Raw genomic sequence first — 24,103 nt, forward strand, 5'->3', positions numbered from 1 at the left:
CGTCACCGGGAGGAGCGCGGTCAGATCGTTGCCAGAGCCTGGTCAAAATCGGCTGTCAGGTCGGCGGCGTGTTCGATGCCAACGGACAGCCGCAGCAGGGTCTCCGGTATGCCGGAGCTATCACCTTCGATCGAATAGCGGTGCTCGACCAGGCTTTCCGTGCCGCCAAGAGAGGTTGCCCGCTGGAACACGTTCAATGCTCCGGCGGCTTTCAGCGCGTCTTTTCTGGTGCCTTTCACGCAGACCGACAGAAGTGAACCGAACCCTTCCGTCATCAGACGTTTGGCAACCTCATGGCCTGGATGGCTTTCCAGACCGGGATAGAGAACCGTTTCGATCTTGGGATGGGCGGCCAGAAATGTAGCCAATGTCATGGCATTGGCATTCATCCGGGCAACCCGCAATGCCAAGGTCCTAAGGCCGCGCAGCAGCAGCCAGGTTTCAAAAGAGCCGAGCACCGCACCTGCAATTTGACGTTCCTCACAGATAAAGGCCCAGGTGCTGCTGTCCGCATCCGCTGTGGTGACGACACCGCCCAGAAGATCCGAATGGCCATTGAGGGCCTTTGTGGCCGAGTGCATAACGAGGTCGGCCCCCCAGGAAAGCGGTTTGAGGATCAGCGGTGTCGCGGCTGTTGCATCCACGGCCAGAACGGCTGAAGCCTGTTTGCACACCTTTGAAATTTCCGCGATGTCCGCGACTCTCAGGAACGGATTGCTGGGCACCTCCAGCCAGACCATCGCCGGTTTGGTAATGGCAATCTCCTCCTTCAAGGTCGGCAGATCGGCCGCATCGGTTTCGACCAGAACGATGTTGTTCTGAGCGCAGTGTTTGCGCAGGAACAGGGTCGTGCCCCAATAGATGCCCGACTGGGCAATCAGGGTCGCACCGGGGGCGAGACTGCGCACAACCGCTGCAATGGCAGCCATGCCGGAGGCAAACAATCGGCTGTCCGCGCCGCCCTCAAGGCTTGCGATCAGGGCCTCGGTCTTTTTATACAGCGCGTTGCTGTCCCGGCTGTAGATGTGGCCAGGCAGAACCGGGTCATAGTCTTCGTCGCGCACGAAGGTGGTTGCGGTCTGGATCGGCGGCACGATGGCGCCGGTCGCCGGGTCGAACCCGCCCCCCGCATGGGCCAGAAGACTGTCAGTGTGGAGGTCTTTGGGCTTTTCGGGAGACTGTGACATGACAAACGGTCCGGGCAGGGCGGCCAACGGGACTGCAGGCCGAAGGGGAGGGGTCAGCGCTTCAGGTGACGGGTGAGGCGCTGTTCAATCTTATCCCAGACCCGGCGCAGGGTTTCAACGATGAAGAGATACATCACGGCTGCCCAGATATAGGCCTGAAAGTCATAGGACCGGGAATAGGCCCGCCGGGTTTCGCCCATCAGGTCATAGATCGTCACAATCGAAGCAATCGCCGACCCCTTGATCATCAAAATGATCTCATTGCCATAGGGCCTGAGGGCAACCACCAGAGCCTGGGGCAGGATGACCTTGAAAAAGGTGACGGGTCTCGACAGTCCGAGGGCCTGAGCCCCTTCCCACTGACCGCGAGGCACGTTCAAGATCGATCCGCGAAGAATTTCAGCCTGATAGGCGGCCGTGTTCAGAGAAAATGCAAAGATCACGCAATACCAAGCTTCGCGAAAGAATGTCCAAAGCCCCAAGTCCGTCAACTCCTCTCTGAAGGCCCCGGCGCCGTAATAAATCAGGAATGTCTGGGCCAGCAGAGGGGTGCCCCGGAAGAAATAGACATAGGCATAGGCAGGCCAGGAAAGCAGCTTCCACCTTGACCCTCGCGCCACGGCAATTGGCAGGCTGAGCAAAGCTCCGATGAGCAGCGAGACGCTGACAATTTGAATCGTAACGAGAAAACCATCGGCGAATTTGGGCCAGTATTTGGCAACAAACGGGCTCGCAAGATTGTTGCCGAGATAATAGAGCAAGGAAACGCCGGACACGAGCCACAGAGACATCAGAACATGGCCGAGAATGCGCGCATTGGTCCAGGCACGTGGCGGCAGAGGCGGCGGCGTGGCGCCGGTTTCAGGATTTGCAGCAATCATCTCGCAGCATCTCCTTTTTTGGTCCAGCGGTCTATCCATGTCAGTCCGGCGGAGGACACCATGGCCAGCACAAGATAAATCAGACAGGCAACACCGAAGAACAGAAACGGTTCCTTGGTCACCCTGGCAGCGATACCTGCTTCGCGCATGAGGTCAGGCAGGCCGATCACGGACACAAGAGAGGTCTCTTTCAGCAGGATGAGCCAAAGGTTCGCGAGCGCGGGAAGCGCGAGGCGGATCAACTGGGGCAGGATCACGAGTGTTAGGGTTTGAAACCGGGACAGGCCAAGCGCATGACCGCCTTCATATTGTCCCTGTGGAATGCCCTTGAAGGCAGACAAAAAGGCTTCTGACGCGTAGGAGGAAAACACAAGGGAAAGTGCGACCATCCCTGCGACAAAGGAATTCACTTCGAAATAGAAATCAAAACCGGCGAGTTTCAGGGCAGCCTGGAGGCCTATCTGGACTCCGAAATAGACGAGAAACAGCGTGAGAAGTTCCGGAAGCCCCCGGAAGATGGTCGTGTAAATATCTGCCGCGAGCTTGAGGCTGGCTTCGCTTGAGTTTTTGGCAACTGCCAGCAGAAAACCAAGCAGTAGCCCAATCGGCAAGGACGCCAGGGCGAGGGCCACTGTGACAAGCGTACCGTACGCGATCTCGTCACCATAGCCTTCCCCTCCGAAGGACAGCAGCGTCAGAGCGTCATTCATGAGCTGGCGCTTCTTTCCGTTTTGTTTGAAGCTCCGCCCGATGGGGCGCGCCCACCGGTGAAGTTTTGTCCCCTTTGGCAAAGCGCGGCGCTGATGAGCGCCACGCTTCCTCGCGTTTCAACGGAAGAGAAATCAGCCGCCGTAAACGTCGAACGAGAAATACTTGTCGTTGATCTCTTTGTATTTTCCGTTCGCCAGAATGGCTTCGATGGCTTTGTTGAACATCTCTTTCAGCTCGCCGTCATCCTTACGGATCGCAATGCCGGCGCCCTCGCCGTTGATGACTGGATCGGGGGTCAAGGTGCCGAGCAGCTTGCAGCAGGCACCATCTTCCGTGGCCAGCCAGTCGGACAGAACCACGACATCGTCGATCACCCCGTCGATCCGGCCGCTGGCCACATCAAGCTTGTACTCATCCGGGGTCGGATAGAGCTTCAGTTCCGCAGAGGGAAGTTTTTCCTCCGCATAGTTGGAATGGGTCGTGGAGGACTGGGCGCCAAGAGTAAAGCCCTTCAAATCCGCATCAGCGGTTCCGGCAATCTTGGAATCCTTCGGCACGGCGATCGCCGGCGGGGTGTTGTAGTATTTGTTGGTGAAATCCACCTTTTGCTTACGCTCTTCGGTGATCGACATGGAGGCGATGATCGCGTCGAACTTCCCGGCTTGCAGGCCAGGAATGATACCGTCCCAGTCAGAGGTGACGAATTCGCACTCCACCTTCATTTCCTCGCAAAGAGCTTTTGCGATATCGATGTCGAAGCCGACCAGCTGACCGTCAGCGGTCAGGGAATTGAACGGAGGGTAGGCGCCTTCGGTTCCGATTCGAACCTTGGACCAGTCTTTCGCCTCAGCGGCACCAACGGCAGCCAGAACAGCAACAGCAGCGGCAGCCATACGCAAAACACGCATTTATTTTCCCCTTGATTATGTTTGCGGCGCAGGAAAAACAGTACTCCTTTGCCAGAAGGCTCTATTCCATACACTTCCGCCCAGATTTCAAGCATGCACAGAAAAAAAACACAGCCTAATTCATGCCGCTACAACGTTTGGGAGGTGTTCTTTCAGGAAGGACATGCTCAGGGCTGTATTCGTGTGCGCGTTTGAGGGGACATATTTCAACAATGCAGACCGGCACGGATCGAAAACCCTTATGAATTGGATGAAATGATTGAATTGGAGCAGGCGCGCGCGCCGGGCTAACAAACGTTTGAGGAATTTGTTGAAGGGCCTCACGGGGATGTCCCGTGGCGCCTTGTCCTGAAACCGGAGGCCCCATGGCACAATTTGAACTCTTCATCGGCAACAAGAACTATTCGTCCTGGTCCTTCCGGCCCTGGATCGCTCTTCGGCAAAAGGCCATTCCCTTCACCGAAACGCTGATTCCATTTGATTTTGACAACGGCAATCCTGAGTTCAAGGCTTTCTCGCCGAGCATGAAGGTGCCGGTTCTGAGGGACGGCGACCTGACGGTTTGGGATAGTCTGGCGATCCTCGAATATGCCGCCGAGTGTTGTCCCGAAAAGCGGCTTTGGCCGGAAGACCAAAAGCTCCGCGCCCATGCCCGCGCCATAAGTGCGGAAATGCATTCCGGCTTCGGCGCCTTGCGGGGAGCATGTCCGATGAACATGAAGCGTCCGGTTGAAGTCTTGTCCGTCAATGAGGGCGTCAAAGCCGATGTGAACAGGATCCTCGACATCTGGGGCGAATGCCTGGACGTGTCGGGCGGGCCGTTCCTCTTTGGCGATTTCACCATTGCCGATGCCATGTATGCCCCGGTCGTCAGCCGGTTTGCCACTTACAGCCTGAGCGTTTCGCCGGTGTTTACGGCCTATCACGCGGCCATGACGGCCACTGGCGCCTGGCAGGAGTGGGAGGCGGCCGCTCTGAAAGAAACCTGGTATGTCGCGGTCGATGAAATCTGATCAACCCGCGCGCTTGACCGGGGCATGGCCGAGCGCTTCCAGCGCGCCCCGGTCTTCAAAATAGCTCCGCAAACGGTCCACAAACCGGCGCACTTTCAACGGGATGAACCGGTTGGACGGATAGACTGCATGGATGGGATGCGGCGGGTAGCGCCAGTCCGGCAGCACCAGCTCCAGCTCCCCGGACTGGAGCTGCGGCTCCACCATCCAGCGGTTGGCAATGGTGATGCCGAGCCCGGCAAGCGCCGCGCGGCGCAAGGTCGCCGAGTTGTTGATTTTCATGGACGGGCAGATCTTGATGGACAGTTTTTCGCCCAGGGTGCTGAGGAACGGCACCCGGTCGCCGGTCGAGATGTTCTTGTAGAGAAGATAGTCGTGATCGGGTAGATCCGCCGGATGCTGGGGCCGTCCGCGCCGGTTGAGATAGTCCGGTGAGGCGATCAGGCAGCGCTGCGCCACGCCCAGCCGTTTGACGATGAGCCGGTCATCCTTGATGTCTCCCATGCGAATGGCAATGTCGAGTCGTTCCTGGATCACGTCGACAAATTCATCCGAAAGCGAAATATCCAGCAGCAGGCAGGGGTGTTCTTTCTTGAAGGCAATCAGGAATTCCGACAGGATGCTCTCGGCAAAGCCAAGTGGCAGGCCGATTGAGAGCGGACCGGACATTTGCGCGTCTTCGCTCTGCACGGACCGGTCGGCCTCCTCCAGACGCTCCAGAATGTCGCGTGCATAGCTGAAATAGCGCTCACCGGCCTCCGTCAGGTGCAGCTGGCGGGTGGTGCGGTTCAACAGGCGCACGCCAAGATCGGTCTCCAGACCCCTAACCTGCTGGCTGACCGCAGGCTGCGAGATGCCGAGATGCTTTGCGGCTGCGGAAAAACTGCCGAGATTGACAGACTGAACAAAGCTGGCGAGGGCACTGAACCGATCCACTAGAGGCTCCATTTATCGCAAAGACGCTTTAGATATAAGCGTAGATTATGAGTTTTATAAGTTAGGGTCCTCTTCAAAAATAATTTGAATGAAACATTTTCTAAAAAGCCCGGCCGGGTCACCGGTCAGGCCAGTCAAATCGACCATTCTCAAGGACTAAGCAGGAGGCAGACTTATGACCTTGTCCAACATTTCCTTTTCCCGACGCTCTTTCCTTGGAAGCTCCGCCGCTGCCGGGGCCCTGTCCGCAGCGGGGGGGCTGGCGCTGATTTCCAGCCAGGCCCACGCATCGGCACCCCAGTCGGGCGCGCCGATGGCTGGCGCCTTGCGCTACAAGGTTGGCAGCATGGAGGTCACCGCACTTTTGGATGGCTATCTGGATGTCACGCCGGAGATTGTTGTCGGCTATGACGACGCCGAGGGCCAGCGCTTGCGAGACAAGGCGCTGATTGACGGTAACGCGCTCCGCATTCCCGTCAACGCCTTTCTGGTGAACACCGGAGAGCGTCTTGTTATGGTTGATGCGGGGACATCCGATGCCCTGGGGCCGACCATGGGGCGGTTGCCGCAGGCTCTGGCGGCTGCGGGCGTGTCTCCAGCCCAGATTGATGCGCTTCTGATCACCCATATGCACCCGGACCATCTGTTCGGGGCGGTTGACGGAGACGGCAAGAAGGTCTTTGCCAATGCGGAATTGATCCTGCCGGAGACCGACCATGCCTTCTGGCATGATGATGCGATGATGAATGGCGCTCCGGAGGAGTTCAAACCCTTCTTTGAGGGCGCGCGCCGGGCCGCGGCTGCCTATGAGGGCAGTACGACGCTTGTCTCAGGTGACGAAGAGGTGCTTCCCGGCTTCCGGACGATGGCGCTGCCGGGTCACACACCCGGTCACACCGGTTTCCTCATCGAAAGCGATGGCGAAACGCTGGCGGTTGCCGGGGACATTTTGCATATGAGTGCGTATCAGTTCGACAGGCCGGACTGGGGGATCGGCTTCGACATCGATGCCGCTCAGGCGGCGGCGACCCGCAAGGCCTTCTTCGATCAGGCTGCCAGCGAAAAGCTGCTGTTTGCCGGCGCCCATGTTCCGTTTCCCGGACTTGGCCATGTGGCTAAGGAAAAGGACAGCTACCGGTTCGTGGCCGCCAGTTGGCCCTATGCCTATTAAGGCCATGCTGGTCTTGTTGACCAGTGCCTGACGAGAGCCCGGCGGACCGCCGCCGGGCTCCTTATCGGATCCCAAATCCGGAAAAGGGCAGATAGCGGACCATGTCACCTGCCTTGATGCTTGTGACCTCTTCCGGGATCTCGATCAAGCCATCGGCTTGGCGTAGTCCCGTGATCAGCCCGGACCCGTCTCGCATGAACTTGTAGGCGGCTGGGCGTCCCGCCGCATCAAGGCCGGTATAGCCACGGTAAAACTCCCGCCGATCGGGCTTTTTCTTTGCAATCTCGAAGGCTGCCGGCATCTCGAAGCGTTGCGGCTCCAGAAATGGCCCGCCGGACAGACGGCTGATAACGGGCCGAACATAGAGCAGGAAACAGACCATCGCGGCCACCGGGTTGCCTGGCAGTCCAAGAAACACGCAGGATTTAATCGTGCCAAACATCATCGGCCGGCCGGGCTTGATGGCCAGTTGCCACATATGACGCTGCCCCAGCGCATCCAGCGTTGACAGGATATGGTCCTCTTCGCCCCGGCTGGCGCCTCCGGTGGTCAGAATCACGTCAAATCTTTCAGCGGCCTCCGACAGCACCGCCTGCACATGCGCTGCGTCGTCCTTCAAGATCCCCAGATCCTCGATCTCAAGGGGGAGGGTGGCGCTCAGGCCGCGCAGCAGAAAATGGTTGGAATCATAGACATCGCCGAGCGAAATCAGCTGGCCGGGGCGGCGCAACTCGTCCCCGGTCGAAACCAATGCCACCTTGAGCTTCTTGCGCACGGAAACAGCCGCCTGGCCTGTGGAGGCGATCGCGGCAAGATCCTGCGGGCGCAGCAGCAGGCCGGGGGACAGCAGCGTACTTCCCGCCATCACATCCTCTCCCGCTTTCCGGCAATTGGCCCCCGGTCTGAGGCCTTGCGGAACGATCACGAACTCCTGACCGTCCTGCTGATGACGCTCACAATCCTCCTGCATGGCCACCGTGTCCGCGCCCGGCGGCATTACAGCGCCGGTGAAAATCCGGGCGGCAGCCCAGGGGCCAAGCAGACCGCCGGTGCCCTGTCCGGCGGCAATGCGCTGCTCAAGGCGGAAGAAGCCCCCGGCCTCGTCAAAATCCGCGTGGCGGAAAGCATAACCGTCCACCGCTGAATTGTCGGCCAGAGGCACGTCTCTTGGAGCGGTAACCGTTTCCGCCAGAATGCGCTCCAGCGCGCTCTCCAGGGGAACAGTTTCGGTGTCCGCAACTGGCGTCAGCCGGTCTTTGAGGATCGCAAGCGCCTCGTGGTGACGCAGCCGGTCCTTGTCATGCAGAAAGCAATCATCAAGCAGGGACTTCCCGGTCATGTTGCGGCCTTCCTCAGGTCAAGGCGGGACGCAATGAAGTCGGCCATGGCCGGGACATCGTCCAGGTGGAAAACAGGCAAGGTTTCTGCCGGAAGATCATGATCGGACGCGACCGCCAAAATGTTCGGATCACGAGGGGCCAAGGCTCCCCGATCCGCGCTTTCGGCCCGCCGGGCCTCGATCTTCGGATGGCTTTCCCGCTTGTAGCCCTCGATCAGGATCAGGTCACAGGGGGCAAGCCGGGCAAGGATCTCATTGAGCGGCGGTTCCTCATCGCCGTTCAATTCATGCATCAAGGCCCATCTGCGCCCGGACACTAGCGCCACTTGCTGCGCGCCCGCCTCCCGGTGGCGGAAACTGTCCGTTCCGGGATGGTCGATATCGAAACTGTGATGGGCATGCTTGACCGTAGACACTTTCAAGCCGCGTGCGGTGAATTCGGCCACAAGCCGGGTGACAAGCCGGGTCTTGCCCGAATTCTTCCAGCCGGTGATGCCAAAAACTGGGGGGTGGGTCATGGGGCAAGCGCGCTCAGGGTTTGGCGCACGGTTGTCAGGTCATCCGGACGATTGGCGTTGAAAAACGGGTCCAGCCCTGTTGCTGGGTCAGGGTCAAAGGACACCTCGACACTGTCATGCCGGTCGACAAAGGCCAGCACCTTGCCGCTTTGCCCCGTGGAAAGCCACGTATGGAGATCGTCATGCAGGGCCACGGGCCAGAGCCCGAATACCGGATGAAGCTTGCTGGAGGAGGAGGCAAGGGCAATGACGGGCCGGTCAGCAGGCACAGCCGCCCGCAACCGGTCTACAAGGTTTTCGGGAAAGAACGGCGTGTCGCCGGCAACCGATACCACATGGGTTGTTTCAGGGTGATGGCCGCGGGCATGGGTAAGCCCGGCCAGAACCCCGGCCAGCGGTCCGGCAAATTCCCCGACGGGGTCGTGCGCGACCGGCAGGCCAAACTCCGCAAAGCGCGCAGGGTCACCATTTGCATTCAGCACAGTGGCGGGGACCTGAGGGGCGAGCCGGGCAAGGATGATTTCCAGCATGGAGGTTCCGCCAATATCCATCAGGCTCTTGTCACCTCCACCCATGCGCCGCGATTGCCCGCCGGCCAGGACGCAGCCCATGATCCTGTCTGCAGCCAAGCCCGAATGCCCTGCTGTCATTGCGCTGCAAAGCTCCCTTTCCGTTTCACTTTCTCCGGCTCGTCATCGGCAAAGTCCGGGTCCATGTCAAATTCGATCCGTTCTGTGCCCGACAGTGCAACAAAGCGCTTGCCCCGCGCGCGGCCGATCAGGGTCAGACCGGCCTTGCGTGCCAGTTCCACACCCCAGGCGGTGAAGCCGGAGCGGGACACCAGAATCGGAATGCCCATCATCACCGTCTTGATCACCATCTCGGAGGTGAGGCGTCCGGTCGTGTAAAAGATCTTGTCGCTGGCGGGAATTCCGTTCAGCACCATCCAGCCGGCAATCTTGTCAACGGCGTTGTGGCGGCCGACATCTTCCATATAGACCAGGGGCCGGTCCTCCCGGCACAGAACACAGCCATGGATGGCCCCAGCTTCCAGATAAAGAGACGGAGTGGTGTTGATGGTTTTGGTGAGCCCGTAAAGCCAGGAAGTCTTAAGCGTTGCCTCCGGCCTCAAGGTCACGTCCTCAAAGCCTTCCATCACATCGCCGAATACCGTGCCCTGGGCGCAGCCGGAGGTGCGAACCTTCTTCTTCAGTTTTTCTTCGAAATTTGTTTCGGTTTCCGTGCGCACCACAACCACATCCAGATCGTCGTCATGGTCGATGGCGGTGATCACGTCCTCCGGCGCCAGCATGTTCTGATTCTTCAGATAGCCGACGGCCAGAAGGTCAGGATGATCGCCAATCGTCATCATCGTGACCACTTCCTGGGAATTCAGATAAAGGGTCAGCGGTTTTTCAGTCACAACCCGGGTTTCAACCGGTGCCCCGGTCTGGTCGATGCCGTTGACGGTGGTTGACAGTCCGGGCTGCTCCGGATCGGGCTTCAGCATGTAAGGGCCTGGCAAAGGCGCGCAACTCCCAATGTGATCTTTTCCGGAACACTATGGGACGCCAAAGGGCAAGGGCAAGATCTTAGTTGATCCTGTTGGTTGGTGGCGGATGGGAACAGACCAGCCCGGCGAAGAGAAATCGGACACATAAATTCGCAGGGCTCCGGCCACCACCAAACCTCCTCAGATCTTTCCGTCCCTTCAGGGCGGGGCGTCTAGAGGCACGCCGGTGCAGAGTAATCCGGACGGGCGGCGCCCGTCAGATCATCAGCATGTCATTTGTCAGGCGGCCCTGCTGCAGTTCCATCGCAAAATGGCTGAAAGCAAGATAGGCTTCATCGCGGGTCACGGCGCTCGGATGATCCAGAAGCGGCCGCAGCACCGGATGCTGCGACGCAGCCACGCCGTCGGTCAGGTCCCGGAAAAACATGAGCGAATTCGGGAACAGGCGGAAATCCACCGGTTCATGGATGAGTCCTTCTATATCATGCAGGCGCGGGTCGTTCATGACACAATAGACGGTGTCAAGAACCTGGCCGGTCTGGCCTTCCAGAACCTGAATGATGTGCTGATCCACCAGGAGCAGGGCGCCGGTGACCCCGGCCTTGCGGTTGATACGGCGGATACGCAGCAAGGTTCTGTCGATTTCGTCGGGCAGGGGCAAGCGCATGTTGTCCCATTTGATTTTGCTGCGATAGCAGGCGCGGTAGAGCTCCATTGCGTGTCCGATCTTTTGAATTCCGATACCACCAGCCTGCGCCTCAATTCCTCACAATTTCTTAAAATTTGAATCAAACTGTAAGAAGAACGTGGATACCGATCTCCGGCATACAAAGATCTGAGGAAAAAAGTGCTTGAGGCTTGAAAGCAGATGCCTTGGTGGATGGTCAAAACAACGTCAGATTATCTTTATGTGGAAAATCAGCCCCTCTGTGTTGAGGTGGCCTGGTGGAAGTCAATCCTTAAGAATTGACGGTCCGGTCCATTCGGCGACTCACTGCCGTGGAACTGGCCAGGCAGCCCTTATTAACCTCAAAACGGGCGCTCTTCCCCCGTCCACTTAAAGAACTTCCCCGTGCTGTCCATGGCAAGGGAGGCTGCGATGGCCAGGATTCCTTCGGCAACATCTTTCGGGTCATTGTCCGCGTGCGGCCCGCCCATGGATGTTCTGACCCAGCCCGGATCAATCAACGCGACCGCAATTCCCTCCGGTTCCAGATCGGTGGCGAGAGCCTGCATGACCTTGTTCACCGCAGCCTTGGATGCCCGGTAGGCGAGGGTGTCTGATTTCCGGTAGCCCATCCATGACATCTGGCTGGAAACGGTCAGGATCTTGGCGGTGGGGGCTTTTCGTAGCTGCGGCAGAAAGGCCTGGGAGACGGCGAGCGGCGCCAGGGTGTTGATCTCCAGTGTGCGGGCAAAGCCTTGAAAGTCCATATCCTCGGTGGTCTGCCGATCAGGGCCGATGATGCCCGCATTGTTGATCAGAAGATCAAGAGGCTGTGCCAGCCCGGCCGCGGCCCTGTGAACTGCCGTGTGATCGGTGACGTCGAAGACCAGCGAATGATAGTCCGGTCCCAGCAGGGCGGCGGTGTCCCTTGCGGCCTCGTCGCTGCGCACAGATCCGTAAACGGTCCAGCCGGAGGAAAGGGCGGTCCGGGCGAGATCGAAACCGATCCCGCGATTGGTCGCGGTGATAAGGCAAGCGGGCATCGTGGGGTCCTGAAATGTCGGAGGGTGGCGAGAAAGGTACTTCCAGGAAAATGGGGGCGGATGGCAGGCAAACCGGTTTCCCTTTGGGACACCGAATCTGTTTATGGGAACGCATTGAAGGCTGCACCGCACCGCGAACGCTTTCAAGAGGGCACGACCTTCCAGGAAAGTGCTTATTGGGAGAGTGTGGCAATAGCAGGTTGTTTTTGTCGCTACGCAAATTAGATTTCCGGTCAGCCCTCCGGCAGAGCGAGCCGCCGGATATCAGACAGGACAGACTATGAGCGAACCAATCAAAAAAGCCGTCATGGACCGGTTACGGCAGATCAAGGGACCGGATCTTGAAGGAGACATTGTGTCCTTGGGGTTGGTCTCCGATGTGTTTGTCTCTGATGGCCGGGTCGCGTTTTCCATCACTGTTCCGGCAGAGCGGGCCCAGGAACTGGAGCCCTTGCGCCAGGCGGCAGAAAAGGTCGTCCGGGACGTCGAGGGGGTTGAAAACGCCATGGTGGCGCTGACCGCCGAGCGCACACCGGGCAGTGCAAGCAGCGCGCCACCCAAACCCGCAGCGCGCCCGGCCTCAGCGCCACAGGGCCGCGCTCCGCAAGGGGCTGACGAGCAGGCCACATCGAAGCCGGGTGTTCCCGGCATCCGGCACATTGTGGCGGTTGCCTCGGGCAAGGGCGGGGTCGGCAAGTCGACGACAACCGCCAATCTTGCGCTTGGAATGGCGGCGAATGGCCTGAAAGTCGGTGTTCTGGATGCGGATATCTACGGCCCGTCCGTGCCCCGTCTCTTCAACGTTTCTGGACGTCCGGAAGCCGTCTCCGGCCGGGTGCTGAAACCTCTGGAAGGCTATGGCATCAAGGTCATGTCGATGGGCTTCATGGTGGAAGAGGAAACGCCTATGATCTGGCGCGGGCCAATGGTGATTTCCGCCCTGACCCAGATGCTGCGCGAAGTAGCCTGGGGAGAACTGGATGTTCTGGTTGTCGACATGCCGCCGGGAACCGGGGACGCACAGCTCACAATGGCCCAGCAAGTGCCGCTCGCCGGTGCCGTGATCGTCTCCACCCCTCAGGACCTTGCCCTGATTGATGCCCGCAAGGGGTTAAACATGTTCAAGCGTGTGGATGTGCCGGTGCTCGGTATTGTCGAGAATATGAGCTATTTCCTGTGCCCGGATTGCGGCAGCCGCCACGATATTTTCGGTCATGGCGGGGCGCGGGCCGAAGCTGCAAGGCTAGGTGTGCCGTTTCTGGGTGAAGTGCCGCTCACCATGAAAATCCGCGAGACGTCCGACGCGGGAACGCCGATTGTGGTCAGTGATCCTGAGGGCCCGGTCGCAGCCATTTACAAATCCATTGCCGGAAAAGTGGTGGCCTCAATCGAGCAGCCGGAGGGCGCAGCCGGGAAGGCGGCACCGAAAATCGTCTTTGATTGATGTCCAAAGGGGGCGCCGGGCCGGTTGATCAGCGGCCCGGACCGTTCCGGGATGCAAATGGTCAGCTTGCAGCCATTTTCACTTGTACTTTCAATGTTTCACAGCCTGTTCACGCCTTCGGTCTATAACGTATCATCCGTTGAGTCTGTCTCAGATTTCAATTTTTTGTAGAGGGTGTATCTGCAGGCATGATGTCCAGCCAATCCGAGCCGTCCCGTCTTCGGAAAAAACCGTCCATTGGTATCCTGATTGCGATTTCAACGGTCAGTCCGTTGGCCATGCAGATCTATTTACCCTCCCTTGCTGGCATGATGATCGTGTTCGCCGCAACGCCTGACGAGATCCAGCTGTCCATGTCGGCTTATTTCATTGCCGTGGCCGTGTCGCAGCTGTTCTGGGGGCCCCTGTCCGACCGGTTTGGCCGCCGTCCGATCATTATTCTAGGCATGGCGCTTTTTGTGGTTGGCACGGTTTTGTGCATGATAGCGCCAACGATTGAGGCGTTGATTGCTGCCCGGGTGCTGCAGGCGGCCGGAGGCTGCACCGGAATGGTCCTGAGCCGCGCCATCGTGCGCGACCTTTATGGTTCAAGACAGGCGGCCAGCATGATTGGTTATGTCACCATGGGCATGGCCGTGATGCCGACCATTGCCCCGGCCATTGGCGGGCTCATGGACGAGTTCTATGGCTGGGAAGGCGGCTTTATTCTTCTGCTCCTGATTGGGATCGCCATCCTTTATGCAAGCGTCTCCCACCTGCCGGAAACCAATCTTCAGCGGGAAAAGACCTCCACAAGACAGGTCCTGCGCGCCTATACGGCCCTGTTGCGCGAGCCGCTTTTCTGGAGCTATGCCCTAACCGCAGCCTTCTCCGCCCTGACCTATTGCGCCTATCTTGGCGGGGCGCCCTTCATCGCGGCCCAGATCCTGAAGATGAGCGCTGCTGAAATGGGTTTCTATTTCATGTTTGTGGCCCTTGGGTACATTGTCGGAAATTTCATTTCGGGCAAATTCGCCGAGCGGGCCGGGCTCTATCCGATGATCCTGAGCGGCACAGTGATCGGGGCGCTGTCCGTGGCGCTGATTGCCGGGTTCGCTTATTTTGGAATTGTCACCGGACCCAGCCTGTTTCTGCCCATGTTCGTCCTTGGTCTTGGCAACGGGGTCTGTCTGCCCAGTGCAATTTCCGGAGCGGTCAGCGTCCGTCCGGAGCTGGCCGGGTCCGCCTCCGGTCTGGTTGCATCCCTGCAAGTGGGGATGGGGGCTGTGGCAGGCTCTTTGGTGGCTTGGCTGTTCGCCCACAGTTTCCTGGCCGGGTCCCCATGGAGCATGATCTGGATCATGGCACTCGGGATTACCGCCAGCCTGATTACGGCCCTGTCAATCAAACCGGTTGCCGAAGCAAGCGGTTTCATGCCCGCCGAATAAGTCCGGCGGGCTTTTCTCGAAAAGAGCTGGTATTTTGAAGACTGCCACCTGGGCCGGAGCTGTGATCAGCCTCCGGTGACGCTCATGTGGCGGGACACGGCCGGCTGGCGGGACCGCCGGTCGATCACAAAGTCATGGCCCTTGGGTTTGCGGCCAATAGCCTCATCGATTGCGGCATTCAACAGCTCATTGCCCTCGGACGCCCGCAAGGGCGCTCGAAGATCGGACATGTCGTCCTGGCCGAGGCACATATAAAGCTGACCGGTGCATGTGACCCGGACCCGGTTGCAGCTTTCGCAGAAATTGTGGGTGAGGGGCGTGATAAAGCCGAGCCGCCCCCCCGTTTCCTCAATCGTCACATAGCGCGCCGGCCCCCCGGTCTTGTAGGGGATATCCGTCAGGGTGAACTGGCTGGAGAGACGGCTGCGCACGGTCGACAGGGGCAGATACTGGTCGGTGCGGTCGCCATCAATCTCGCCAAGCGGCATGGTCTCGATCAGTGTCAGGTCATGTCCATGGCCGTGGCACCATTCCAGCATCGGCACGATCTCGTGCTCGTTTACATCCTTGAGGGCAACCATGTTGATCTTTATCTTCAGTCCGGCCGCGCTTGCCGCGCGAATGCCGTCCATCACCTTTTCCAGATCGCCCCAGCGCGTGACAGCCTGGAATTTTTGTGGATCAAGAGTGTCGATGGACACATTGATGCGCCGGACACCGCAGTCATGGAGCTCTTGCGCATAGCGGGCTAGCTGGGAGCCGTTGGTTGTGACGGTCAGTTCCTCCAAAGCCCCGCTGTCCAGATGGCGTCCAAGGCTGCGGATCAGGCTCATGATATTCTTGCGCACCAGCGGTTCGCCGCCGGTCAGGCGCAACTTGCGCACGCCTTTTTCAATGAAGGCGCTGCACAGACGGTCCAGTTCTTCCAGGCTGAGCACTTCCCGTTTGGGCAGAAAGGTCATGTCTTCAGCCATGCAATAGACACAACGGAAATCGCACCGATCGGTGACGGAAACGCGCAAATAGGTCACTGCACGTCCGAACGGATCAATCATGGAAGCCGCTCCACTGGTCTGTCCTCCCGTTCCAGAAGGAACGACAATGCTGCCGTCGGTCACGTTTCGTCTCCCTCACTCATTCTTGTTGCAGCCATCATATGGCGTGCCCGGCACCAAGATCAATCGAAACAGCATGGCTGCATCCTCTCTTCGACCGGCAGGTAAACTTTACAGTGTAGACTTGTCAATCTGCAGCCCGCAGGTCCCGAGACAGTCAGTCCCGGCTTGCGTCGAGTATGGCGCGGATTTCGGCCAGGACAGGAACCAGATCCCGGATCCTGTCGTCCGGGCAGTGCTGACGAAAGGCATGGATATCCGGGTCGATCGCCCCGATGGCCTCGTCACGGAAGCGTTGACCGGCCTCTGTCAGCCAGACGGTTTTGCTGCGCCTGTCCTCCGGATTGGGCCGGATCTCGACAAAACCATGTGTCTCCAGCCCATTCAGCGTATGGGTCATCGTGGTCTTCGGAACCTGGAAGGCCCGGGCGAGCGCGAGCGGGGTCTGGCCGTTTTTCACACGGACCAGGTGGTTGACCACACTGAAATGCGGCAAAGTCATCCCCTTGGGCAGCCGGGCCTCCAGCGCGGTGCGGCTGAGCTGGGCGATGATCCCGATTTCGTTGAAAAAGGCAAAGAAGAGCGTCCGGGTCTCGTTATCCATTCATGATCCGTGTGTTGAGCGGCCAGCGGGGCGAGGGCGGCGTGATCGGGCCGTATCCCAATCTCCCCAGCATCTGAACCGTTTCTCCCGGTTTGGCAAGCAGGTCATGGGCTTTCATGTGGTGGGGCTGCATTTCCTCAAATTCCTGAAGGGCCTGGCTGACCGGGTGCAGCGCGAGCCCGAGCCGCGACGTTTCAAGGTTCAGCCGTAGCCAGCGCCGGCCGGCAGCGATCTGGTCCGCTCGTGTGTTCGAAGGACTGGTCAGGACGGCATAGGCCGGTGTCGCCGCAAGCATCTCCCGGTAGATTTTGACCCCTTCCTGAAATCCCGTCGAGGTCGTGTCGAGCTGGTCCTCGCGGCTCAGGACACCGGCCAGCATGAGCGTTTCAAGAAAAGGGCCGCCGAGATCAATGCCGTCAGGATTGGCATTGATCTCGGCCTTGCCGAAGCGCATCAGATCAAAGCTTTCCTTGAGCGTCCGGTGGGTATGCATTTCCGTGAGCCAGGCCTGCCAGGTCAGTTCCCGGATCTTTGCGACCGTGCCTGCATCCGTGAGGATGGTGGCGAAGGCGCTGAGGGCGTGAGCCGTCCGGTCCGGCACTGGCTTATCCAGAAACGGTTCCTTGCAGGTGCGCCTGAGAAGGATCTGCGCGGCCAGGGGATCGGGTTCCTGACCCGGGCGCAGGGTGACGTGGGCAACCGGACCGGCTTCCCCATCGGGAAACAGTGTGATGTCGGCCGTATGGTTTTTCATTGACGCAGCGACGGACATCAATTCCAGAAAGCACCCCAGCCCAATGAAGATCTGCCGGTGAAACGGGTCGGTCTGCGGCAGGTCCCGGGCCTCGTCCCGGTGCAGCAAAAACTGGTCGCCTCCCTTAAGCTCCAGAAGCCAGGGCTGTCTGTTATGCGGATTGGGAGCGAGCAGCGCATGGGACAGGGCAAACAGTCTCGGATCTTCATAAGACCCGGCCGTTTGCCAGGGAGCCAGGGCTTTTTCCGGTGTGCGGGTCATCAGGAAGGAACCGGCCGATGCTCCGGCTGCAACAACGGCGCCCCCACCAAGAATTGCAAGGGTCTTTCTGCGTGTCAGGGCCATGTGGATCTCCTCTAGTGCGATATCGCATTAAATAGTACGAAGTCGCATCAAAATCAACAGGCGCGCAATTTTCCGGGTAATGCACATGTTGAGTCTTGACATAACACCAAAAGGTGTTATTTAATATAACACCAAAAAGTGTCACAAAGGAGAGGGCAATGATTTCGATGAAAGTCCGGAGCACGCTGGACAGGACCGGAGGGGAAGGCTGACCATGAACACGGGCCCTCAACCGGTCTTCCGGGCGCTGTCAGACCCGACCCGGCGGGAGATCCTGCTGCTTTTGTGCAAGGAAAGCCTGGCGATCTCTGAAATCTCGGATCGGTTCGGCATCACCCGGACCGCGATCAACAAGCATCTGGCCATTCTTGAAGAAGGCGGCCTCGTCAAAAGCGAGACGATCGGACGGGAACGGCGCAAAAGCCTTTCCCCCGACCCCTTGAAATCCGCTTTCGAATGGCTTGGCGTCTTTGAACAGTTCTGGGACGCAAAGCTATCCAACTTGCAGCGTGAAATTGCCAAAGACACGAAGGACCGGGAAGGAGATATGACATGACTGCCACAACGATGACCAAGACCATTTTCTTGAAAGCCCCGCGTGAAACTGTCTGGGCTTTCTTGACTGAGAAAGACAAGCTCGCCCGCTGGTTTCATCCGGCCGAAGAAGACCTTAAGGAAGGCGCCGACTACACGCTGCTCGACCAGCATGGCAACATGGACAGGATCTGCTGGGGCAAGGTTCTGGAAATGAGACCCCATGGAAGCCTCGTCTATACGTTCACCGTGAAGCCTTTGAACGGGGCCATGACAACGGTGCGCTGGACGCTGGAAGAGGCTGCTGGCGGCACGCGTCTGACGCTTGTCCATGAAGGGATCGAGCAGGCTGCAGGAGAAGCGGCGTTCCGGATGTTGACGGCGCTTGATGCTGGCTGGGATGAACATTTCGGGCGGTTCCGCAGGGAAGTTCTTGCGCCCGTCCCGGCGTAGCACAGATGCCTCGGCGGTGGGCCGGCAGGAAATTGCAGGCCAATCGGTTGATCCAGTTCCTGGCCGGAGCGTATCTGGAACAGTCAAAAACGTTGAGGCATCATGACGACACTTGTCTGGTTCCGCCAGGACCTCAGAATAGCAGACAATCCAGCGCTTTTTGAAGCCGCAAGGAAAGGTCCGGTCCTGCCCGTCTTCGTGCTGGAAGATCCGGCCCACAGCGGAGAAACCCATCCGCTGGGCGGGGCCAGCAAGTGGTGGCTGCATTTCAGTCTGAAGTCCCTTCAAAAGACCCTGCCGGGTCTGATCATTTGCCGCGGGGATGCAAGGCACCTCATCCCGCAGATCGCACGGGACGCAGGCGTGCGCGCGGTGCACTGGAACCGCTGCTATGAGCCGAATGCGATTGAGCGGGACACGGAGATCAAGACCCTCCTGAAGGCGGACGGCTTTGAGGTGACCAGCTTCAAGGCGTCCTTGCTGTTTGAGCCCTGGGAACTCACCAATAAGACGGGCGGCTCCTTCAAGGTCTATTCCCCGTTCTGGAAGACGGCACAACAAAGGGAAATTGCAGCGCCTTTGCCTGCTCCCCAGACCTTGACGTGTTTGGACTGCGCGCATGGCGAAGAACTGGATGTTCTTGGCCTTTTGCCGGAGAAACCGGATTGGGCCAAGGGATGGGACAGGCTCTGGCAGCCGGGTGAAGACGGCGCCTTGAAGCGGTTGCAGGGGTTTCTCACAGCCGGGCTGATAGGATACGGGGACCTTAGAAACCGTCCGGATCTGCCCAATGTCTCGCGGCTTTCGCCTCATCTTCACTTTGGGGAGCTGTCACCGCGCCAGATATGGAAGAGGACTTGGGATGCGATTGAGGCCAACGAGGCTTGCCGTAAAGACGGGCTGAAGTTTCTGTCGGAGATCGCCTGGCGCGAATTTTCCTATCATCTCCTTTATCATTTTCCGAAGCTGCCTGAGGCGAACTGGCGCCCGGCCTTTGATGTCTATCCCTGGCGCGACAGCGCAACCGACCTGGAACGCTGGCAAAAGGGCGAAACCGGGTATCCGATCGTCGATGCGGGCATGCGGGAGCTATGGCAGACCGGGTATATGCACAACCGTGTGCGCATGATCGTTGCCAGCTTTCTGGTCAAACATCTCCGGCTGCACTGGCATCATGGCGAAGCCTGGTTCCGGGATACGCTGCTGGATGCAGACCTTGCGAACAATTCCGCAAGCTGGCAATGGGTGGCCGGCTCAGGGGCGGATGCCGCCCCGTATTTCCGGGTGTTCAATCCCATTAGCCAGGGACAGAAATTTGATCCGGACGGCACCTATGTCAAACGCTGGGTGCCGGAACTGAAAGACCTCGACAAAACCTATCTTTTCGCCCCCTTTGAGGCCCCGCCCGCTGTGCTCAAGGCCGCGGGGGTGATCTTGGGTGTGCACTATCCTCAGCCGATTGTGGATCACGCAGCAGCCCGCCAGGCGGCGCTGGAGGGGTATGAAGCGGTCAAGGCCGCCGGACGGGAACAGGCGGCTTGACGGGAAGAGGGCGGCCGCTATCGTCCCGCCCGCAACCTGATCAAGACCGGAAATGGATGTGATGACTGAGACAAGCGCGCCCTGGCCAACCGAATTGCGGGTGTCGGCGGATAAAAAAACGCTGACGGTGGCGTTTGATGATGGTGGCCGCCATGACCTGTCTGCCGAATATTTGCGGGTCTGTTCCCCATCTGCGGAAGTCAAGGGCCATGCCCCCTCCCAGAAACAGACCGTGCCGGGCAAACGGCAGGTGGAGATCATGAAGATGGAGCCGGTCGGCAATTATGCCGTGCGCATTCATTTTGACGACATGCACAATTCCGGGATTTTTTCCTGGCGCTACCTTTTGGAACTGGCGCTGGAGCCGGAAAAGCATTGGGACGTCTATCTTCAAGAGCTTGCGGCCAAGGGTTTGAGCCGGGACCGCTAGACGCCAGCTATGCGCCACATGGTCCCATCTGGTGTGCTATGGGCAGAATCAGCTATACGGCGTGTCCCGGCGTGGCCCGCGCCGTCCCCCTCCATCCGGAGCAGCAGTTGACCTGCAGGGCCTATGGATTGGCACCACTTCAGGCCCCGTGCGTGTGCAGAAGGAGGGAATGCGACAGACGCAGGTGGCTTTCTGGAGACTGCGCATGAAACTGTCCGTTCCCATTTTCCGTTTGAAACGTGCTGCCCGGCTCATGGCCCGGCGGGACAATATTGCTCTAAGTGCCGCACTCGACCGGATTGCGGCCGGGGAAGGGTTTTCAAGCTGGGGGCTGCTCGCCGCCCATCACAAGAAGCTGCGGGCCAGTCAGGTGACACCTGAAGCAAATGTTCTTCACCGGCTGAAAAACGGCGAATTGCTGATCCTTGCGGCCAGGCCGGGTCACGGGAAAACCCTCTTTGGCGTTCAGTTGCTTGTCGAAGCCGTCCGGTCCGGCTGGCAGGCCGCCTTCTTTTCAGCCGAAATTTCAATGAATGAGCTTGAGCAGCGTCTTGCTGACGCCGCTGAGACGGAAACCAAGGGCCACACCGGCCTGGAAATTGATTTGTCAGACACCCTGTGTGCAGATCAGATCGAAAGAGGACTGTCTGGCTGCGCCCCGGGAACGCTGGCGGTCATCGACTATTTGCAGCTTCTTGACCAGCGCAGAACCGAGCCGGAGCTTGGGGTGCAGATCGCGCAGTTGAAGCGGTTTGCCCAGGACAAAGGCGTGAGGTTTGTGTTTCTGTCCCAGGTGCACCGGTCCTTTGATCCCGGCAACAAGCCGTTGCCGGATTTCTCAGACCTGCGCCTGCCCAACCCTGTGGACTTATCTCATTTTTCCAAGGGCTGTTTTCTGCATGACGGCGAGATGGGCCTATGGTCCCAATGAGCAGAAAGCATGAAAAAAGCCGGGCAGCTTGCCCGGCTTTTCTTTGAACATCGAAATTGCTCAGATCAACGCTTCACGATGATCTTAGCACCCACATTCACATTCTTATAGAGGTGAATGATGTCTTCATTGGCAAGGCGGATGCAGCCGGACGAGACTTCGGAGCCGATGGTCCACGGCTCCGTTGTGCCGTGAATGCGGTAGAGGGTCGAACCGATGTAAAGCGCGCGGGCCCCCATCGGGTTGTTCGGTCCGCCGGGCATATAGGTCGGCAGAATGCGGCCTTTCTTGCGCTCGCGGGCCCGCATCTGCGCCGGTGGTGTCCAGCTCGGCCATTCTGCCTTGCGTGTCACGCGGTGGGTTCCGGCCCACTGGAAGCCCTGTTTGCCGACGCCGACGCCATATTTCATGGCCTTGCCGCCCGGAAGCACGTGGTAAAGGCGCCGCTCTGACGTGTCGATGACAATGGTGCCCGGAGAATACGGACCGTCGTAACTGACCTTCTTGCGCCGCACCGGCGACTTGCCGCCCGGATGGTATTTGGGCGTCACCCAGGTATTGGTGTTGTGATCGAAATAGCCGGCGCGGGCCGTAGCTTCTGCAGGCAACAGGAAACTTCCCGCGAGCACTGCAATGACTGCATAAAATAATGACTTCATTTAGGTCCCCCTTCAGCGCCTGCCCATTTCAAGGCACGCTCGATTTCGAAGGTTACGTTAGGAAATTCTCCTTGCCGCACTGTTAACGATGATGGCCCAAAACACAGGCGAAAGGAATCTCACGTTGATGTGAGCAGACAGGACATTGATCAATTGTGCCGAAATTGCAACGGAATTTCCCTTGAGGCGTGTTCCGTAACGGAGTGCGCTTTCAAGTTGCTGCATTTGTTTCGTTTTTGGAGGGAAAGCGGACGGATTTTATCCGCATAGAGACACCAGGGAGAATCACTTGGCGTGCAAAGGCGGCGGGTGAAGGATGGTCAGCAGCAGATGGCTTTCACTTTGCTGAAGTCACGATTCGACACATCGGGTCCGGCGATTGCAAAATCAAACTCGCCTCCATCTCCAATGGTGAATTCCGCACCCAGATCACTGAAAAGCTGGAACAGCAGCAGATCCGGCCCATCCAATGGCAGGCTGGCCTCCCGGGAGGCCAGGTGCCCGAAGAGCTGGTGATAACAAAGGGCTGCCCGGGCATCCGGCATCTGCGGCATCTTGAGCCCGTCCGCGTCCCGCAGCAGCACCGGGTGACGGTCGGAAGCGGCCAGATAGAGCCAGTCGGGCAGCTTGGCGGCCAGCGCCGGGCTGGAACCGGCCTCAGTGACGAGCCGGTAGAGCGCGCGTTCCAGATCGGCTTTCAGATAGGGACCGTAGCGCTTGTCGGCGGACTTCATCAAAAAGTCGTTCATGTCCTCGACAAAGGCATTGGCCATATTGGCGTCGAGCGCGGTCTCACCTGCCGCGTCGGCCTGCAGCTGCCAGTCCTCGAAACAGGTGTCGAACATGGTCTCCTGCAGCTTTTCCGCGTGCCGGTTGCGCAAGATCCGGCAGACCAGGGAAATGCCCCTGGGCGCGAACGGGAAACCGGTGTCCGCAAATGGCCGCAGCGCCAGGGCCGGGCTCTCATCGCCGTCGCCCCCGGTCAGCTCTTCAAACATCTGGAACCCGCAAGCCTTTGTGTCCTTTACGGACCAGACCCCGAGAACGCCTTGCAATTGCGCGGTCAGGTGCTCTTTCAGCGAGATGTTATAGCCTTCAGGGGCTTGGAATGGCAGGTCCTCGCCTTCGGGCATGGTTTCGACTTCAGCGAATTTGAGCGGCCATTCCGGGAAGGTCCGGCTCTTTTCGTCGCCCGGCAGGCCGAAGAGCAGATCAAACTGATATTTGCCGCTGCCGAGGGGGGGCAGATTTTTTGGTGGCGTGGTGGGAACGCCTGAACAGTCCGGATCAAAAATCACACGCATGTCATTGTCCGGGTCCACCTCACTGGCTGCCCAGTCCAGCATCTCATCGAAGCGGCCAAAAAACAGTAGCCTGCCGGTTTCCGGAAATCCCTTTGGGCGCCAGGCAAGTTCGCTCAGATCCAGCTGCGCCAGAAAGTGCAAGGGCAGGCCTTCCTTGACCTGATCCAGATGTCCGGGGGCCGTCGGCCATGCGACGCCTTTGGGCAAGTCCGGGCATCCGCCGATCTTGCTGCGGCCGTGGCTCTCCCGGTGTGGCGGATACGCCCGGAATGCATAGACCGCATTGCGGGAAAACTGTTTTATCAGTTCCTCAAAGCCTTCGCCCATGGCCTCGTCCGGGGGCGTCTGAAACGCGGGAACAACCGGCTCGGCGGGGGCAATGACGGGACTGGCTGTGGCAACTGCGAATTTGGCTGGCTCCCGGGTCAAGATGTCCTGGATGCGCTCCGGATTGACTTCCTCGGGTTCTTTCTCCGGTCCGTAGCGGGCTCTGGAGCGGACGCCGCCCACCACCGATTCCGCCAGCGGCTGGACTGCGGGAAAGAGCAGCATTCCGGCAACGCTGAAGAGAATGGCCAGCAGTGTGGTGATATAGAGCCCGGACTGATCCAGCCTGCGGCTGACGATAGCAACAATGACCAGAACCAGAATGTAGGCAGCGAATTTGACCATCA

The 24,103-nt window shown here is 59.0% G+C and carries 25 protein-coding genes; 9 read left to right on the top strand and 16 right to left on the bottom strand.

The window, feature by feature from the left end:
• Positions 1-20: 20 nt before the first annotated feature.
• From ACXAH0_RS09610 to ACXAH0_RS09625, 4 genes are all read right to left on the bottom strand, one after another.
• Entirely contained in the window at positions 21-1,187 is a 1,167-nt protein-coding gene (locus tag ACXAH0_RS09610; RefSeq protein WP_475190673.1) for a trans-sulfuration enzyme family protein, read from the bottom strand.
• A gap of 53 nt (positions 1,188-1,240) precedes the next feature.
• A complete protein-coding gene (locus ACXAH0_RS09615; RefSeq protein ID WP_475184162.1) occupies positions 1,241-2,068 on the bottom strand; it encodes an ABC transporter permease in 828 nt (275 codons plus the stop codon).
• Positions 2,065-2,778, bottom strand: coding sequence for an ABC transporter permease (locus ACXAH0_RS09620; RefSeq protein WP_475184158.1), 714 nt, complete (start codon positions 2,776-2,778; stop codon positions 2,065-2,067). The genes ACXAH0_RS09615 and ACXAH0_RS09620 overlap by 4 nt, the downstream gene beginning before the upstream one ends.
• Before the next feature lie 132 nt (positions 2,779-2,910).
• Complete coding sequence (locus ACXAH0_RS09625) at positions 2,911-3,687, bottom strand: ABC transporter substrate-binding protein (RefSeq protein ID WP_475184155.1); 777 nt, start codon at positions 3,685-3,687, stop codon at positions 2,911-2,913.
• 365 nt (positions 3,688-4,052) lie between these two features.
• On the opposite strand from ACXAH0_RS09625, the gene ACXAH0_RS09630 reads away from it, so the two are divergent.
• Positions 4,053-4,700, top strand: coding sequence for a glutathione S-transferase family protein (locus ACXAH0_RS09630; protein WP_475190674.1), 648 nt, complete (start codon positions 4,053-4,055; stop codon positions 4,698-4,700).
• On the opposite strand, the gene ACXAH0_RS09635 is transcribed toward ACXAH0_RS09630, so the two are convergent.
• Positions 4,701-5,636 carry a LysR family transcriptional regulator gene (locus tag ACXAH0_RS09635; protein ID WP_475184151.1) on the bottom strand — a complete coding sequence of 312 codons (936 nt, stop codon included), beginning with the start codon at positions 5,634-5,636 and terminating at the stop codon, positions 4,701-4,703. It abuts the gene before it with no gap.
• Between the two features lie 175 nt (positions 5,637-5,811).
• On the opposite strand from ACXAH0_RS09635, the gene ACXAH0_RS09640 reads away from it, so the two are divergent.
• Positions 5,812-6,807: an MBL fold metallo-hydrolase gene (locus ACXAH0_RS09640; protein WP_475190677.1), complete on the top strand. Its 996-nt coding sequence runs from the start codon at positions 5,812-5,814 to the stop codon at positions 6,805-6,807.
• Between the two features lie 61 nt (positions 6,808-6,868).
• Here ACXAH0_RS09640 and ACXAH0_RS09645 read toward each other — a convergent pair whose 3' ends face one another.
• From ACXAH0_RS09645 to ACXAH0_RS09670, 6 genes are all read right to left on the bottom strand, one after another.
• Entirely contained in the window at positions 6,869-8,146 is a 1,278-nt protein-coding gene (locus ACXAH0_RS09645; protein ID WP_475184146.1) for a molybdopterin molybdotransferase MoeA, read from the bottom strand.
• Positions 8,143-8,664 (bottom strand): molybdopterin-guanine dinucleotide biosynthesis protein B, encoded by a 522-nt coding sequence (mobB, locus tag ACXAH0_RS09650; RefSeq protein ID WP_475190681.1) that lies wholly within the window; start codon positions 8,662-8,664, stop codon positions 8,143-8,145. The genes ACXAH0_RS09645 and mobB overlap by 4 nt, the downstream gene beginning before the upstream one ends.
• The gene (gene mobA / locus ACXAH0_RS09655; RefSeq protein ID WP_475190684.1) at positions 8,661-9,314 is read right to left on the bottom strand and encodes a molybdenum cofactor guanylyltransferase MobA; all 654 of its coding nucleotides are present in this window, start codon (positions 9,312-9,314) and stop codon (positions 8,661-8,663) included. The genes mobB and mobA overlap by 4 nt, the downstream gene beginning before the upstream one ends.
• Positions 9,311-10,174 carry a formate dehydrogenase accessory sulfurtransferase FdhD gene (gene fdhD / locus ACXAH0_RS09660; protein ID WP_475184139.1) on the bottom strand — a complete coding sequence of 288 codons (864 nt, stop codon included), beginning with the start codon at positions 10,172-10,174 and terminating at the stop codon, positions 9,311-9,313. Before fdhD ends, mobA begins: the two co-directional genes overlap by 4 nt.
• A gap of 259 nt (positions 10,175-10,433) precedes the next feature.
• The gene (locus ACXAH0_RS09665; RefSeq protein ID WP_475184137.1) at positions 10,434-10,892 is read right to left on the bottom strand and encodes a BLUF domain-containing protein; all 459 of its coding nucleotides are present in this window, start codon (positions 10,890-10,892) and stop codon (positions 10,434-10,436) included.
• A gap of 314 nt (positions 10,893-11,206) precedes the next feature.
• Positions 11,207-11,887 (bottom strand): SDR family oxidoreductase, encoded by a 681-nt coding sequence (locus ACXAH0_RS09670; protein ID WP_475190686.1) that lies wholly within the window; start codon positions 11,885-11,887, stop codon positions 11,207-11,209.
• Between the two features lie 280 nt (positions 11,888-12,167).
• Between ACXAH0_RS09670 and ACXAH0_RS09675 the strand changes: the two genes are divergently transcribed.
• Together ACXAH0_RS09675 and ACXAH0_RS09680 are read left to right on the top strand one after the other, a co-directional pair.
• Positions 12,168-13,331 (top strand): Mrp/NBP35 family ATP-binding protein, encoded by a 1,164-nt coding sequence (locus tag ACXAH0_RS09675; protein ID WP_475190688.1) that lies wholly within the window; start codon positions 12,168-12,170, stop codon positions 13,329-13,331.
• 188 nt (positions 13,332-13,519) lie between these two features.
• Positions 13,520-14,758, top strand: coding sequence for a multidrug effflux MFS transporter (locus ACXAH0_RS09680; protein WP_475184131.1), 1,239 nt, complete (start codon positions 13,520-13,522; stop codon positions 14,756-14,758).
• A gap of 65 nt (positions 14,759-14,823) precedes the next feature.
• Here the strand turns inward: ACXAH0_RS09680 and moaA are convergent, their stop codons facing one another.
• The 3 genes from moaA to ACXAH0_RS09695 form a co-directional block, all read right to left on the bottom strand.
• Positions 14,824-15,813, bottom strand: a complete 990-nt coding sequence (moaA, locus tag ACXAH0_RS09685) for a GTP 3',8-cyclase MoaA (protein ID WP_475184200.1) — start codon at positions 15,811-15,813, stop codon at positions 14,824-14,826.
• Between the two features lie 217 nt (positions 15,814-16,030).
• Positions 16,031-16,477, bottom strand: coding sequence for a MarR family winged helix-turn-helix transcriptional regulator (locus ACXAH0_RS09690; protein ID WP_475190691.1), 447 nt, complete (start codon positions 16,475-16,477; stop codon positions 16,031-16,033).
• Positions 16,470-17,576 carry an Acg family FMN-binding oxidoreductase gene (locus ACXAH0_RS09695; protein ID WP_475190693.1) on the bottom strand — a complete coding sequence of 369 codons (1,107 nt, stop codon included), beginning with the start codon at positions 17,574-17,576 and terminating at the stop codon, positions 16,470-16,472. Before ACXAH0_RS09695 ends, ACXAH0_RS09690 begins: the two co-directional genes overlap by 8 nt.
• Before the next feature lie 214 nt (positions 17,577-17,790).
• On the opposite strand from ACXAH0_RS09695, the gene ACXAH0_RS09700 reads away from it, so the two are divergent.
• From ACXAH0_RS09700 to ACXAH0_RS09720, 5 genes are all read left to right on the top strand, one after another.
• Positions 17,791-18,132 carry an ArsR/SmtB family transcription factor gene (locus ACXAH0_RS09700; RefSeq protein WP_475190696.1) on the top strand — a complete coding sequence of 114 codons (342 nt, stop codon included), beginning with the start codon at positions 17,791-17,793 and terminating at the stop codon, positions 18,130-18,132.
• Positions 18,129-18,563, top strand: coding sequence for an SRPBCC family protein (locus tag ACXAH0_RS09705; protein ID WP_475184122.1), 435 nt, complete (start codon positions 18,129-18,131; stop codon positions 18,561-18,563). Before ACXAH0_RS09700 ends, ACXAH0_RS09705 begins: the two co-directional genes overlap by 4 nt.
• Positions 18,564-18,665: 102 nt before the next feature.
• Entirely contained in the window at positions 18,666-20,105 is a 1,440-nt protein-coding gene (locus ACXAH0_RS09710) for a cryptochrome/photolyase family protein (protein ID WP_475190699.1), read from the top strand.
• A gap of 61 nt (positions 20,106-20,166) precedes the next feature.
• Positions 20,167-20,535 carry a gamma-butyrobetaine hydroxylase family protein gene (locus tag ACXAH0_RS09715; RefSeq protein WP_475184119.1) on the top strand — a complete coding sequence of 123 codons (369 nt, stop codon included), beginning with the start codon at positions 20,167-20,169 and terminating at the stop codon, positions 20,533-20,535.
• 205 nt (positions 20,536-20,740) lie between these two features.
• Positions 20,741-21,466 (top strand): DNA helicase, encoded by a 726-nt coding sequence (locus tag ACXAH0_RS09720; protein ID WP_475184117.1) that lies wholly within the window; start codon positions 20,741-20,743, stop codon positions 21,464-21,466.
• A gap of 65 nt (positions 21,467-21,531) precedes the next feature.
• Here the strand turns inward: ACXAH0_RS09720 and ACXAH0_RS09725 are convergent, their stop codons facing one another.
• Entirely contained in the window at positions 21,532-22,125 is a 594-nt protein-coding gene (locus ACXAH0_RS09725; protein ID WP_475190703.1) for a L,D-transpeptidase, read from the bottom strand.
• Positions 22,126-22,445: 320 nt separating this feature from the next.
• Positions 22,446-24,101: a DUF1963 domain-containing protein gene (locus tag ACXAH0_RS09730; protein ID WP_475184112.1), complete on the bottom strand. Its 1,656-nt coding sequence runs from the start codon at positions 24,099-24,101 to the stop codon at positions 22,446-22,448.
• Positions 24,102-24,103 lie beyond the last annotated feature (2 nt).

The organism is Roseibium sp. AWQ4_290 (assembly GCF_056160985.1).

Coding starts and splice junctions, on each gene's coding strand:
- ACXAH0_RS09610 (WP_475190673.1), bottom strand. CDS start 1,187: ATGTCACAGTCTCCCGAAAAGCCCAAAGACCTCCACACTGACAGTCTT.
- ACXAH0_RS09615 (WP_475184162.1), bottom strand. CDS start 2,068: ATGATTGCTGCAAATCCTGAAACCGGCGCCACGCCGCCGCCTCTGCCG.
- ACXAH0_RS09620 (WP_475184158.1), bottom strand. CDS start 2,778: ATGAATGACGCTCTGACGCTGCTGTCCTTCGGAGGGGAAGGCTATGGT.
- ACXAH0_RS09625 (WP_475184155.1), bottom strand. CDS start 3,687: ATGCGTGTTTTGCGTATGGCTGCCGCTGCTGTTGCTGTTCTGGCTGCC.
- ACXAH0_RS09630 (WP_475190674.1), top strand. CDS start 4,053: ATGGCACAATTTGAACTCTTCATCGGCAACAAGAACTATTCGTCCTGG.
- ACXAH0_RS09640 (WP_475190677.1), top strand. CDS start 5,812: ATGACCTTGTCCAACATTTCCTTTTCCCGACGCTCTTTCCTTGGAAGC.
- ACXAH0_RS09645 (WP_475184146.1), bottom strand. CDS start 8,146: ATGACCGGGAAGTCCCTGCTTGATGATTGCTTTCTGCATGACAAGGAC.
- mobB (WP_475190681.1), bottom strand. CDS start 8,664: ATGACCCACCCCCCAGTTTTTGGCATCACCGGCTGGAAGAATTCGGGC.
- mobA (WP_475190684.1), bottom strand. CDS start 9,314: ATGACAGCAGGGCATTCGGGCTTGGCTGCAGACAGGATCATGGGCTGC.
- fdhD (WP_475184139.1), bottom strand. CDS start 10,174: ATGCTGAAGCCCGATCCGGAGCAGCCCGGACTGTCAACCACCGTCAAC.
- ACXAH0_RS09665 (WP_475184137.1), bottom strand. CDS start 10,892: ATGGAGCTCTACCGCGCCTGCTATCGCAGCAAAATCAAATGGGACAAC.
- ACXAH0_RS09670 (WP_475190686.1), bottom strand. CDS start 11,887: ATGCCCGCTTGCCTTATCACCGCGACCAATCGCGGGATCGGTTTCGAT.
- ACXAH0_RS09675 (WP_475190688.1), top strand. CDS start 12,168: ATGAGCGAACCAATCAAAAAAGCCGTCATGGACCGGTTACGGCAGATC.
- ACXAH0_RS09680 (WP_475184131.1), top strand. CDS start 13,520: ATGATGTCCAGCCAATCCGAGCCGTCCCGTCTTCGGAAAAAACCGTCC.
- moaA (WP_475184200.1), bottom strand. CDS start 15,813: ATGATTGATCCGTTCGGACGTGCAGTGACCTATTTGCGCGTTTCCGTC.
- ACXAH0_RS09690 (WP_475190691.1), bottom strand. CDS start 16,477: ATGGATAACGAGACCCGGACGCTCTTCTTTGCCTTTTTCAACGAAATC.
- ACXAH0_RS09695 (WP_475190693.1), bottom strand. CDS start 17,576: ATGGCCCTGACACGCAGAAAGACCCTTGCAATTCTTGGTGGGGGCGCC.
- ACXAH0_RS09700 (WP_475190696.1), top strand. CDS start 17,791: ATGAACACGGGCCCTCAACCGGTCTTCCGGGCGCTGTCAGACCCGACC.
- ACXAH0_RS09705 (WP_475184122.1), top strand. CDS start 18,129: ATGACTGCCACAACGATGACCAAGACCATTTTCTTGAAAGCCCCGCGT.
- ACXAH0_RS09710 (WP_475190699.1), top strand. CDS start 18,666: ATGACGACACTTGTCTGGTTCCGCCAGGACCTCAGAATAGCAGACAAT.
- ACXAH0_RS09715 (WP_475184119.1), top strand. CDS start 20,167: ATGACTGAGACAAGCGCGCCCTGGCCAACCGAATTGCGGGTGTCGGCG.
- ACXAH0_RS09720 (WP_475184117.1), top strand. CDS start 20,741: ATGAAACTGTCCGTTCCCATTTTCCGTTTGAAACGTGCTGCCCGGCTC.
- ACXAH0_RS09725 (WP_475190703.1), bottom strand. CDS start 22,125: ATGAAGTCATTATTTTATGCAGTCATTGCAGTGCTCGCGGGAAGTTTC.
- ACXAH0_RS09730 (WP_475184112.1), bottom strand. CDS start 24,101: ATGGTCAAATTCGCTGCCTACATTCTGGTTCTGGTCATTGTTGCTATC.